This is a genomic window from Streptomyces sp. NPDC102462 (assembly GCF_044765425.1).
Lineage (GTDB): Bacteria > Actinomycetota > Actinomycetes > Streptomycetales > Streptomycetaceae > Streptomyces.
Genome location: NZ_JBIWKB010000062.1, coordinates 14326 through 26625 on the forward strand (window position 1 = coordinate 14326; position 12300 = coordinate 26625).

A 12300-nucleotide genomic window follows, 5' to 3' on the forward strand; every position below is an offset into this window, starting at 1 on the left:
CACACGGTGACACACCCACGGCGTACTTCGAGGGCAGCCGGCAAAGCCGGTTGCAGCCGCGCGCCTCGGTCACGTAGCGTGCGGATCATGGTGAGCCCTGAAGCGAGCAAGGTGGGGGCTTTCGGTCACGCCGTCAGCCCCCTGACCCACTGAACACAGCCCTGTCGTCACACCGCATTCCGAGGTGCGACGAGGGTGTGCTGGGGCTGACCGCGGTGACGAGACGACCTCCTCGTGCTTCTCCTCACCCCGGAGCCATCCCGTGCCTCTTGCGCTGTACCTGCTTGCCATGGCCATCTTCGCCATGGGCACCTCGGAATTCATGCTCACCGGCCTGTTGCCGGACATCGCCTCGGATCTCGACGTCACCGTCGGGACGGCAGGCATGCTCACCTCGGCCTTCGCCGTCGGCATGGTCGTCGGCGCCCCCCTTGTGGCCGTGCTCGCCCGCAACTGGCCCCGGCGCACCAGCCTTCTCGGGTTCGTCCTCGCTTTCGCGGCGGCTCACGCCGTGGGCGCAGGCACCACCGACTTCCCGGTCCTGTTCGCCACCCGGATCGTCGCCGCACTCGCGAACGCCGGATTCCTCGCCGTCGCGCTGACGGCCGCCGCCACACTGGTCTCGCCGGACCAGAAGGGACGTGCGCTGGCCGTGCTGCTGTCAGGCACGACGACGGCCACGATCGCCGGCGTCCCCGGCGGGTCGGCGCTCGGCACGTTGCTCGGCTGGCGAGCCACATTCTGGGCCGTCGCCGCTCTGTGCCTGCCTGCGGCTCTCGGCATCCTGAAGGGCCTGCCAACGGCACGTTCGAGGAAGGAGACGACCGGCGGGCCGGCCTTGCGAGCGGAGCTTGCCCAGCTCACAAGGCCGCCACTGATCCTGGTGATGCTGCTCGGCGCCCTGGTGAACGCGGCGACGTTCGGAAGCTTCACGTTCCTCGCGCCCGTCGTGACCGACATTGCGGGGCTGGGCGAGCTGTGGATCTCTTTCGTCCTGGTGCTCTTCGGTGCCGGTTCCTTCACCGGGGTCACCGTCGCCGGCCGGTTGTCCGACCGGCGTCCCGGTCTGGTCATCGCAGTCGCCGGCCCGCTGCTGCTCATCGGCTGGCCGGCCCTCGCGGCGCTGGCCGACGAGCCGGTCGCCCTGTTCACCCTCGTGTTCGTGCAGGGCACGCTGTCGTTCGCGGTGGGCAGCACACTGATCACACGGATCCTCTACGAGGCCGCGGGAGCCCCCACCATGGCCGGGTCGTATGCGACCGCGGCACTCAACATCGGCGCCGCCGTCGGTCCCCTCATCGCCGCGACCACTCTCAGCACCGCGGCCGGGAACCTCGGGCCGCTGTGGACAAGCGGCCTGCTCATCGCGATCACCCTGCTCATCGCCTTTCCCCTGCGCACTGTGGTCGCGGCCGGCCGAAACACCAAGGTGCCGACCGAAACCGGCGCCTGCCGCGCGCATCCGCCCAAGTGAAACGGGCACGACACATACGACGAGGCCGGACCGGAGGCTTCGGCAGCACCCACCGTGCGCCGCCCGGCCTCGGGTTATCCCCACCCCCGATCCGCCAGCAGCCGCCATGGTCCGCGCTGACCGTGATCCGTAGCTTCGAGTCGTCGGCACGAGAAGATCCCGAGAGGACGGACCATGAGGCTGCGCAGCGGCAGGCAGCAGAAGACGGACGACCGGCCGGAGGCCCAGAACACGCCCGGTCTCGCCGTCGAACTGCGCGGCGTCCGCCGCCGGTACGGCCGTGGCGCCGGCGCCGTACACGCCCTCGCGGGCGTCGACCTCGCCCTGCCGCGCGGCACGTTCACCGCGGTGATGGGGCCCTCGGGCTCCGGCAAGTCCACGTTCCTGCAGTGCGCCGCCGGCCTTGACCGGCCGTCGGCCGGCTCCGTACGCCTCGGCGGTACGGAGATCACGGGCATGACCGAGAACAAGCTCACCGAACTCCGCCGCAGCCGCCTCGGCTTCGTCTTCCAGTCCTTCAACCTGCTGCCCTCCCTCACCGTCGAGCAGAACGTGCTCCTCCCGCTGCGCCTCGCCGGGCAGCGGCCCGACCGCCGCCGCGCCGCCGCCGTGCTGGCCCAGGTCGGGCTCGGGGACAAGGCGCGCCGCCGCCCCGGCGAGCTCTCCGGCGGCCAGCAGCAACGCGTCGCCATCGCCCGCGCCCTGGTCACCGGCCCGGACGTGGTCTTCGCCGACGAGCCCACCGGCGCCCTCGACACCGGCACCGCCGCCGAGGTCCTCGGCCTGCTCCGGCACGCGGTGGACACCCTCGGCGCCACCGTCGTGATGGTCACCCACGACCCGGCCGCCGCCGCGTGGGCCGACCGTGTGCTCTTCCTCGCCGACGGTGCCTTCGCCGACGAGCTTGAGCGGGGTACGGCCCAGCAGATCGCGGCGCGGATGACGACGCTCACCGCTCGTACCGCCCGCGCGGCGGGCGCGATGGCGGGGGCCGTCGTATGAAGCTCAGGGCGCCGAACGGCCTCGCCCGCGCGGCCGTACGCTTCAAACCCGCCTCGTTCGCGGGCACGTTCGTCGCGCTGATGATGTCCGCGCTGATCGTCTCCGCCTGCGGCATCCTGCTGGAGACGGGCCTGCGCGCCGGCGTGCCACCGCAGCGGTACGCGCACGCGCCGGTGGTCGTGGCGGCCGACCAGTACGCCCACCTGGTCACGGGCAGCGGCGACGACCGGTCGGACTCCCCGCAACTGCTGCCGGACAGGGCGCGGCTGAAGACCGCGCTGGCCGCGAAGGCCGCCGCGGCGCCGGGCGTGGCCGCGGCGGTGCCGGACTTCACCCTGCCGGTGCTTCAGGGCGGCGAGGGCGGTACCGGCGAAGACACCCGCGTCCTCACCGGCCACGGGTGGGGCGCGCACACCTTCACCGGCACCGACCTCGCCGCCGGCGCCGCCCCGCGCACCGGCGAGGTGGTGCTGGACCGGGCCGCCGCCCGTGGCGCCAGGGTTGCCGTCGGTGACACGATCACCCTCGAAACCGCCTCGGGCCGCGCCGACTTCCGCGTCTCCGGCGTCGCCGCCGCCGGTCCCGGAGACCTACCCGGCGGCCCGACAGTCTGGTTCGCCGACACCCAGGCCGCGACGCTCGCCGGGCACCCCGGCGAAGCCGACGCCATCGCCGTACTGGCCAAGGACGGCACCAGCACCGACGCCCTCGCCGGCGCCGTCGAGAAGGCGCTTGCCGGCTCCGGCGCCGAGGCACACCGCGGCGACGACCGCGGTGCCGTCGAGGACCGCGGCCTCGGCTACGCCAAGGAGACGCTTTCCGGGCTCGGCGGCTCCTTCGGCGGCATCGCCGCCCTGGTCGCCGTGTTCACCGCGGCCGGGACCGTCGCGCTCTCGGTGGGGCAGCGGCGACGCGAGTTCGCGCTGCTGCGCGCCGTCGGCGCCACCCCGCGGCAGATCCGCCGCGCGGTCGCCGCCGAGGCGCTGCTGGTCGCCCCGGTCGCCGGGCTGCTCGGCTGTCTGCCCGGGATCGGGCTCGCGCACTGGTGGTTCGGGCAGCTGAAGGACCGCGGCGCCATCCCCGAGGCCGTGGACCTGCACGTCTCCTTCATCCCGCTCGTCACCGCCGTCGGCACCGGGCTGCTGACCGCCCTCGCCGCCGGCTGGGCGGCCGGCCGCAGGCCCGCGAAGATCAAGCCCGGCCAGGCACTGACCGAGGCGTCGGTGGAGCGGCTGCGGCCCGGCTGGATCCGTACCCCACTGGGCCTGGGCGCCCTCGTCGGCGGTGGATTCCTCACCGTCCTCGCGGCCCGTTCGGCAGGGGAGGACGCGGCCAACGCCGCACTCGGCGTCGTCATGCTCTTCATGCTCGCGGTAGCGCTGCTCGGCCCGCTGGTGGCACGGCTGTGCGCGGCGCTCTTCGGCCTGTCGCTGCGCGGCGCGAGCGCACCCGCCGCCCTCGCCGTGGCCAACTCCCGCACCAACGCACGCCGGCTCGCCTCCGCGATCACCCCGATCGTGCTCGCCATGGCCTTCGCCTCCACGCTTGTCTTCCTGCATACGAGCGAGAGCCACGTCGCCGCGAAGCAGCTGCGCGCGGGCGTCACCGCCGACCACGTCGTCACCCGCCCCGCCGGGCTGCCGGTGGACGCGGCGGAGCGCGCGGCCCGGTCGCCGGGCGTGCACGCGGCCGTCGGACTGCTGAACACACAGGTGCTGGTGCCCGTCGGCTCCGGCGGCGACCGCTGGCTGCAGGGCTCGGCGGCCCAGGGGATCTCCGGCTCCGGCGCGCAGCTCGCGCGGGTGCAGGACCTCGACGTGCGCGCCGGCAGCCTGGACCGGCTCGGCAAGGGCCGGATCGCCGTCGACAGCATGCTCGCCGCGTCGGCGAAGGTGAAGGTCGGCGACAAGCTGCCGATCCTCCTCCCGGACGGCACCAGGACAAGGCCCGAGGTCGTCGCCGTGTACGGCCGCGGCCTCGGCCTGGCCGCGGTGACCATGGACCGCGCGATGCTGGCCGCCCATGTCACATCGGGCTTCGACAGCACGCTGCTGGTGCGCGGCGGCGACGCGGGGCCGCTCGCCGCACTGGGCACGGTCACCGACGCCTCCGGCTACGCCGTCGAGCAGGACACCGACCGCGAGCTCAACGCCTGGGCCAACTACACGATGGCCGGTGTCCTCGGCGGCTTCGCGGCCGTCGCCGCCGTCAACACGCTCGTGATGACCGTCCTGGGCCGCCGCCGCGAGCTGGCCGTGCTCCGCCTCGTCGGCTCCACCCGGCCGCAGGTGATGCGGATGCTCCGCTGGGAGGGCCTGCTGGTGTCGGTGGCGGGTGTGGCCCTGGGCACGGCCATCGCCGCGGCCACACTGATCCCGATGATGCGCGGCCTGACGGGCGAGTTCCCGTACGTACCCCCGCTGGTGTACGGGGCATTCGCCGCGACGGCAGTGGCTCTCGCCCTGCTCGCCGTCACCCTCCCGGCCCGCGCGGCCCTGCACGACCGGAAGTCCTGAACGGGGGTGCCGCGCACCACGATCAGGGGGCACGTTTCAGCGCCGGGTTGGAGCGCGTGCCTGCGGCACAGTCCGATGAAGCGGTTCACCACCGACGACCGGGTGGAACCGGGCAGCCGTCTGATCTCGTCGTGGTAGGCGGGACCGGCCACCGTCATGGTCGGCGAGCAGGCGGCGGACCTGCTGCGCGGGCGCGACCGAGCCGAGGACCGAGACTCCGGCCCACGGCCGCCGGGTCAGCCGGGCCTGCCGACGTTCTGCGAGAAGTAACTCCCGTCCGAGCTCACGATGTTCCCCGCAGGCTGGTACATACACACGATGTACGTCTCGTACCAGGCGGAGCCCCGACCATTCGCCCGTGCACAGCCCAGCGTGTTCGTGGATTTCCACACCACCTGAGTGAAGAATCCCGTGTCCTTCGAGAAACCAGGGTGGTTGTAGTCGTACGCGACGCCGTCTGAATACCACGCCTTTACGGCATCGGAGCAGGTCGCCACCTGGTTGGGAGAGGAGGAACCGGACCAGAAGAAGTTCTCACCGTACCCCTGACGAAGCCCCGCGTGACCGTGGCTCAGCCCCTCGTACTGGCTGATCAGGGCGACGCGCTCCTTGGAGTAGCCGACGATGGCCTGATCGGTCTTCAGGGGAGGCGCGCCATGTCGCGCGCGGTAACCGTTGTGGGCCTTGAGACAGTCCTGCTGGAAGGCGGCATCGGTGCTCAGCGGCAGAGAAGGGCGCGCCCACGCCGGCCCGCAGAGCCCGAATGCCAGTGCCAGCACGAGCGCGGTGAACCCGCTGAGTGTGGCTGCTGAGCGGGTTCTTGTACACATGTGGGGCATGACCACTCCAGGGCGCTGCTTGCTGATTGCGTGTCCACCAGGCAAACGTCTCAGTCCCGGGAAAGACACGAAGTGCTTTCAACGCCGCGGGCCGGCGTGCCGAGCCGTTCGCCGAGCATGCCCGCGCGCTGGGCACCATCGACGTCGCGCCGGAGGGCCGCATCAAGGTCCTGCCGTGAGGCGGCCGTCCAGGGGCATGCGTGGTCCCGGAGAGGTCGTCACCACCGTCGGTGCACGGTCGCCTTGCTGCCGGTCACCAGGCTTGCCGGCGGAACGTCATCGGCCACGACCGCGCCGGCGGCGACCACGGCGTCACGGCCGATGCTGACGCCGGGCAGGATGGTGGCACCGGCACCGATCCACACGTTCTCCGCGACGTCGATGGGTGCGCCGGTGAGATACAGCCGCCGCTCCTCGGGATCGACCGGGTGGCCGCTGGTGATGAACGTGACCTTCGGCCCGATCATCACGCGCTCGCCGAGCCGTATGCCGGCGTAGTCCAGGAACGTGCAGTTCTGGTTGATGAACACGCGCTCGGCGAGGTCGAGGCGGAGGCCGTGGTCCGTGTAGAAGGGCGGATAGATCGTCACTCTCTGCGGTAGTGGCTTGCCGAGGATCTGCTCGAACAGTTCCGCCTTGCCCGCTTCGTCCTCGAACGGCAGGGCGTTCAGGCGGGAGGTGAGCTCAGTGACCCGCAGCACCCTCTCGGCCATGGCCTGGAACTCGGCGCTGTGGATACGCATGAGACGATCGCTGGACATGCCACGATCCTCTCAGCTGTCGGGGTCGTGGGGAAACGCGCGCACCGCCTGCGCGCACCGGCAGGCGACCGCGAGCGCAGATCCCCGTCGGGGACGACCATGGGCGCAGGGGAACGAGATGAGGGACTTCGTCATCGCCTCGGCTCCTTCTTCGCGTTACGTGGACCGGCCCCGTCCTGACGGACGCCGGCGACGGCCACGCCGACGGCTCCGATCAGCAGCAGTGCGGCGACGGTGCCGAGCGTGAACGCCTCGAACGAGGTGCGGGAGACACCCCAGACCTCATGGAAGTCGTAGCCGATGCCGAAGAGCCCTTCCAGGACACCCGGAAACAGCGCGGACCAGGACCCGACCAGGATCCAGGCGTAGACCAGCACCGCGCAGGCCATGAAGCCCCGGTTTCCGAAGGGAACGCGGTAGGGGCGCGCGACGTCGGGCCTGCGCAGCCGGAGCACGACAAGCGCGGGAATGATCACCAGATACGCCAGCAGCAGGGTGGTGACCGCAACGGTCAGCACCACGGCGAAGACGGCGCCCGCATCGCCGTCGGCGAGTTGCATGGCGGCGAGCATGAACACGGTGGCCACTGCTCCGGAGAGCAGGTTGGTGCGCACGGGTGTGCCGAGCCTGGCGTGGAACGCGCCGAGGGACCGGGTGAAGAAGCCACCGTCGGCGGCGGCCATGGCCTGCATACGGTCGCTGACGATCATCCAGGCGCTGCCCTGGGTGAGGAGAGCGAAGACGAACAGGACAGCTGTGAGGGTCAGTACGGTCGAGGACGCGCCGCCATAGATTCCGAAGACGAGGCGGGCGCCTTCCATGAAGCCGCCGATCCCGGTGACCTGGTGGGCGGGTACGACGGCCAACAGCGCGAGGACGGGCAGCAGATAGCAGCAGGCCGCGACGGTGGCGGAGCGGCCGAGCGCCGCGGTCACGTCGCGCTGGGGGTTGTGCATCTCCTCGCCGGCGGCGTTGGGTGCTTCGAAGCCGACGTAGGCGAACAGCAGGATCGGCACGAGGGCGAGGAAGCCGGCGGTCGTCGGGGTGAAACGGGCGTCGTCCAGCCCCTGGAAACCGTGCTCGACCATGACCTCCCTCTTCGCCAGAGAGGTGGCTCTCTACACGACGGCGCTCGAAGTCGGGGCCGCGACCGGTGTGTTCGGCCTCACCGCCAGTGCGCACGATGTGGCGCACGGACTGGTCGCCCTGGAAGACGGCTACGGTCTGCACATCATCAGCCACAACGCCGCTCTGCGCCCGGACCGAGCCCGTCGACTGATCCTCGCCCACGCTCGGGCGGTGACCGACTGCGCCGAACTGTAGGGCGCCGCCAAGGCGCGGATCAGGTGCGGCCGGCGGCCAGTGTCCCCCCGGGAGCGGGAAGTCGGCCACCGCCCGGGCGGTGTGTGCCCCGTAGTAGGCGTCCACCGGCACGTCGATGTCGCCGAGCATGTCGTGCTCCGCGCGATGCGGGTCGTCTGCCAAAGCGATGTGCGCGGGACGTGGGGGAGGGGGCATCAGTGTCCTCCGGGTCACCGGTGAACGACACACCGGGACAGGTTCCGGCAGCCGCGGGCACCGGAACGCCGTGCGCGTCGGACTCGGGTCCGTCCACGCCCGGGCGGACACGCCGGCCGTCATCACACGCCCGGGCAGGGCCGGACCACGCGGAGCCGGCACCGGACACGTCGAGCAGCACAGTGCTGTCCGCGCCCGTGGTCGAACAGGGCGAGGGCGGGCGCCCGGGCGTCCCTGCGGCATGCCTGGGGTGTTTCCCCGCGTCCGTGGCCCTGGACGGCCGCGACGACGAAGACCGCCCGCGCACCCGGGCGCTCCCTCGGCGCCTCGTCGGTGAACGCGCCCGCCGGCATCCCCGCCACATGACCGGTCCGCGCGGCGGCTGCTCCGGTCACATCACCGCTCCCCGGCCCGACACGCTTCGGTCCACGCCGGTCCAGGCCAGCGCGACCGCCCCGTCGAGCAGGGCTCCATCCGGCTGCCCGCTTCTTCCAGCAGCATCTTGATGTTGGCCATGGCCTGTTCGGCCTGGGCCTCGGCGTCGCCGATGCCCACGGACTCATTGGTGTCGAGGTTCTGGCCGATCTGGCCCCGGACATACATGGTGTTCCCGGCGACGACGGCCTGGCAGAGGTCGTTGTCGAGGTTCTGCTCGGGATAGGTGTCGCGGGTGTTGAACGGACGGATCCGGGTGTGGCCGCCTGCGACGATCGGGGCCTTCACCTGGCGTCCCTCGCTGGGGGAGGTCATGACTGCTCCTCAGTTCTTCTGCGGTGCCGGTGCGGCGCCGGTCCGGTCGTCGGTGCCGTACGCGAGGTAGTTCCGCCGGGTCGCGATGTGGGCGGACACATATCTGGCGTCGTGCCACACACCCCAGATGAAGCTCGATCCGCGGCGGGACAGCCAGGGCAGGCCCAGGAAGTAGACCCCGGGTTCCACGGACACTCCTCGTCGCTGCTTGGGCCGGCCGTTCTCGTCGAACGCGTCGACCTGGAGCCAGCTGTAGTCGGCGGCGAAGCCCGTCGCCCAGACGATCGAGGTGACACCCGCCTCGGCCAGATCGAGCTCCAGCCGAGGGTCCCTCGCACATTCCGGCGCCGGACCGAGGACGTGGGCCTCCGGTTCCTGCGGCAGGTCGAGCCCGTTGCGCTCGGCGTACGCGTCGGCCGCCCGGAGGAATGCCAGGTACTTGTCGTCGCCGAGCGCGATGTTGGTGCCGAGGTCCGGAGCGAAGCGCAGTACACCCTCGTCGTAGGACGCGGTAATGCCGACGAGTTCGATACCGGTCCCGGCCAGCGCCCGGAAGTCCACGGTGTGGCCGCCGCGGGCGCCGCTGACCGCGATGGTGACATGTTCGGCACCCCGGGGAGGGGCATCCATGTCCCAGACTCCGAGCACACCGAGCCACCAGCAGAAGTCACGCCCGCGGTACTCGCGGGGAGGACGGTCGTGCGGACCGACGGAGAGGAACACCCGGCGTCCGGACCGGTGCAGCTCGTCGGCGATCTGGACACCCGAGGAGCCGGCCCCCACCACGAGGACCGCGCCCTCGGGCAGTTGCTCCGGGTTGCGGTAACCGCTGGAGTGGATCTGTGTGCAGACGGCACCGTCCGGGACGATCGGCGGGATCTCGGGCCGCTGGAACGGCCCGGTCGCCGCCACGACGAAGCGCGCGTCGATGGCGCCCTTCGACGTCTCGACCCGGAAGCCTGCCCGACCGGCGTGCCTGCGCACCGACGTCACCTCGACACCGCACCGGACCGGGGCGCCGATCTTCTCGGCGTACGCGACGAAGTAGTCCGCGACCTGATCCTTCGAGGCGAAGGCGTCGGGGTGGACGTCGGAGAACTCCAGTCCCGGGAAGCGGTCGTGCCACGCGGGCCCGTTCGCGACCAGGGAATCCCACCGCTGCGAGCGCCAGCACTCGGCGATGCGGTGCCGCTCCAGGACGATGTGCGGTATCCCGTGCGCTCCCAGGTGCTCGCTCATCGCCACACCTGCCTGACCCGCCCCGACGACGACTACTTCCGTCTCTTCACTCGGCACTTCAGCCTCCACTCGTGCGGCAGTCCGTCCCGGTGTCGTGTCGACCGGGCTACCGCAGGAGACATCCTTGGGATGACCTGGAGAGCTGTCCAACAGATGTTTCCGTTATGGGCGAGCTGATTTCGCGATGCGGATTCCTGTCGGTCACCCCAGCGAGGCGCTGGGCCGCGGAACGGCGGGCATCGTGCTCCTCAGTCCAGTACGAAGGTGCCGCCCGCGGTCGTCGCCAGGTCAGCCCCGAGGGCGGCTGCCGGTGTCCAGGCTCCGGCCCTGCCGGCGCCACGGGCCAGCAGTTCGGTGACGGCGGCGGTGACGTCGGCCGTGTAGTCCATGCCGTCGTCGGCACGCAGCCATCCCTCGTGCCGGGTGCCGTCCGCCCACTCGACGACGGCGTGCCCCCAGGAGTGCTTGCGCGGACGGGGCACGGCCTTGACCCGTACCCGGCCGAGCCGGTCGACGGCGAGGCGTCGCAACGCCGGAACGGACAGCAGTCGGCCCAGCGGCGGGATCAAGGCACGTATCAGCGGAGCGGTCGGCGCGAGAGCGGAAGTGGCGGTGACGAACGGTGCTCCGCTCGCCGCGTGCGCCGCGATGAGTTCGCCGGACGCGACACCTGCCGACTTCGCCGACTCCCCGTCCGGGAAGGTGAGGTGCTGCGGGTCGGCGCCGAGGCGCGACATCACCAGCCGCCCGTTCTCGTACCGCCGTCCGCCGGCGGTGAGCGCGTCCGTGATGCTCGCCGCCAAGGCGGCACCGAGCACACCCGCCTCGACGGCCACCGAGGCCACGGCGTCGACCCGCACCCGGTGCGGCACGGGCCGTTCTTCGCACAGCTTCGCCACCACCGCCTCCGTCGCCAGCACACCGAATCCGGCGCCGGTGACCAGGGTGCTGCCCGCCCGTACCGCTTCGTCGTGCAGGGCGAGCAACCGCTCCACGGCGACCACGTCGTTGGCCTGGTCGACGTAGTGGCCGCCCGGCATGCAGGCGCGGGCGATCACCGGTGCCGTGGCGGCGAAGGCACCCATCGTGTTCACCACCACCCGCGGGCGCCCCCGGACGATTTCGTCCGCGATCCGCTCGGCCGAGTCGGCGACGACGACCTTCGCGTCCCCGCGAAGACCGGCTTCGGCCCCGACAGCGAGCATCCGCTCCCGGCTGCGCCCGACCGGCACGACCGTCAGCCCCCGCGCGGCCAGTCGCGCGGTCACACCCCTGCCCACACGGCCGGTCGCCCCGACTATCCACACCTCGTCATTCGTCCCGCTCTCGCCTGTCGTCCCGCCGGTCCTGCCGTTCCCGCTGGTCTTGCTCATGCGAAGGTCACCCTGCCTGCTCCGGGCCGCACCGGGGACAGGCGCCCCCAGTGATGACACAGTGTGTCATGAGTGCAGGCTAGCACTGACGACACTGTGGGACATCACCTGTTACAGTCAACCCATGGCGAGGTGGGATCCGGGTGCCGAGCAGCGCCTGAAGCGGGCGGCTCTGGAGCTGTACCTGGAGCGTGGCTACGACAACGTGACGGTGACCGACATCGCCGAGCGGGCCGGACTCACCCGGCGCTCCTACTTCCGCTACTTCCCGGACAAGCGCGAGGTCCTGTTCGCCGGCTCGGAGCGGCTGCCCCCGGCCCTGGCGGAGGCCGTCCTGAGTGCAGACCCGGATGCGGCTCCGATTACTGCCGCCCTCGATGCGCTGGCGCGAGTCGGTGCCCAGCTCGTCGAGTACGTGGACGGCGCGGCGGAGCGCCGGGCGGTGATCGACGCCAGCCCGGAGCTGCAGGAGCGCGAACGGACCAAGACGGCCGCGATCACCGAGGCGGTCCGCGATGCCCTGATGCAGCGTCAGGTGAACTCCGGGACGGCCGAACTCGTCGCACAACTCGCCACGGTGGCCTGCACCAACGCCTTCCGGCGCTGGATCGAGGCCAAGGGAGATGCGAGTTTCGGCAGCTGCCTGGACGCGGTGACCGCCGAACTGCGAGCCGCCCTTGCCGGCATGTGAACGGAACCCGACCGCCGGCAAGTTCTCGAACAGACCGCGTCGTAGACATCGAAGTCACGGCGCAGGTAGGGGAGATGGGTCGATACCCTGACCACGTCGTCAGTGGGCCGGCGGGCCGCCAGAGGGGGCGGCCCGCC

At 71.5% G+C, this 12300-nt stretch carries 11 protein-coding genes; 5 read left to right on the forward strand and 6 right to left on the reverse strand.

Annotated features, from left to right (window positions below; translation table 11 throughout):
• Positions 1-262: 262 nt before the first annotated feature.
• The 3 genes from ACIRFL_RS35770 (at position 263) to ACIRFL_RS35780 (ending at position 4992) form a co-directional block, all read left to right on the forward strand.
• A complete protein-coding gene (locus ACIRFL_RS35770) occupies positions 263-1474 on the forward strand; it encodes a Cmx/CmrA family chloramphenicol efflux MFS transporter (protein ID WP_404037256.1) in 1212 nt (403 codons plus the stop codon).
• 174 nt (positions 1475-1648) lie between these two features.
• Positions 1649-2476 (forward strand): ABC transporter ATP-binding protein, encoded by an 828-nt coding sequence (locus tag ACIRFL_RS35775; protein ID WP_404037259.1) that lies wholly within the window; start codon positions 1649-1651, stop codon positions 2474-2476.
• Positions 2473-4992, forward strand: a complete 2520-nt coding sequence (locus ACIRFL_RS35780) for an ABC transporter permease (protein WP_404037261.1) — start codon at positions 2473-2475, stop codon at positions 4990-4992. The genes ACIRFL_RS35775 and ACIRFL_RS35780 overlap by 4 nt, the downstream gene beginning before the upstream one ends.
• Positions 4993-5228: 236 nt before the next feature.
• On the opposite strand, the gene ACIRFL_RS35785 is transcribed toward ACIRFL_RS35780, so the two are convergent.
• The 3 genes from ACIRFL_RS35785 to ACIRFL_RS35795 all read right to left on the reverse strand — a co-directional run bounded on the left by ACIRFL_RS35785 (position 5229) and on the right by ACIRFL_RS35795 (position 7680).
• On the reverse strand, positions 5229-5771 hold the full coding sequence (locus ACIRFL_RS35785; protein ID WP_404037264.1) for a CAP family protein: 543 nt from the start codon (positions 5769-5771) through the stop codon (positions 5229-5231).
• Positions 5772-6049: 278 nt separating this feature from the next.
• A complete protein-coding gene (locus ACIRFL_RS35790; RefSeq protein WP_404037267.1) occupies positions 6050-6592 on the reverse strand; it encodes a DapH/DapD/GlmU-related protein in 543 nt (180 codons plus the stop codon).
• A 131-nt stretch (positions 6593-6723) separates the two neighbouring features.
• A complete protein-coding gene (locus ACIRFL_RS35795) occupies positions 6724-7680 on the reverse strand; it encodes an APC family permease (protein WP_404037270.1) in 957 nt (318 codons plus the stop codon).
• Here ACIRFL_RS35795 and ACIRFL_RS35800 point away from each other — a divergent pair.
• Positions 7679-7915, forward strand: a complete 237-nt coding sequence (locus tag ACIRFL_RS35800; protein WP_404037273.1) for a hypothetical protein — start codon at positions 7679-7681, stop codon at positions 7913-7915. The two genes, ACIRFL_RS35795 and ACIRFL_RS35800, sit on opposite strands and share 2 nt — an antisense overlap.
• Positions 7916-8506: 591 nt before the next feature.
• On the opposite strand, the gene ACIRFL_RS35805 is transcribed toward ACIRFL_RS35800, so the two are convergent.
• The 3 genes from ACIRFL_RS35805 to ACIRFL_RS35815 form a co-directional block, all read right to left on the reverse strand.
• Positions 8507-8860, reverse strand: a complete 354-nt coding sequence (locus ACIRFL_RS35805; RefSeq protein ID WP_404037276.1) for a Rid family hydrolase — start codon at positions 8858-8860, stop codon at positions 8507-8509.
• A 9-nt stretch (positions 8861-8869) separates the two neighbouring features.
• Positions 8870-10168 carry a flavin-containing monooxygenase gene (locus ACIRFL_RS35810; protein ID WP_404037279.1) on the reverse strand — a complete coding sequence of 433 codons (1299 nt, stop codon included), beginning with the start codon at positions 10166-10168 and terminating at the stop codon, positions 8870-8872.
• Positions 10169-10347: 179 nt separating this feature from the next.
• A complete protein-coding gene (locus tag ACIRFL_RS35815) occupies positions 10348-11472 on the reverse strand; it encodes a saccharopine dehydrogenase NADP-binding domain-containing protein (RefSeq protein ID WP_404037282.1) in 1125 nt (374 codons plus the stop codon).
• A gap of 124 nt (positions 11473-11596) precedes the next feature.
• Between ACIRFL_RS35815 and ACIRFL_RS35820 the strand changes: the two genes are divergently transcribed.
• Positions 11597-12163, forward strand: a complete 567-nt coding sequence (locus ACIRFL_RS35820) for a TetR/AcrR family transcriptional regulator (RefSeq protein ID WP_404037285.1) — start codon at positions 11597-11599, stop codon at positions 12161-12163.
• Positions 12164-12300: the final 137 nt, after the last annotated feature.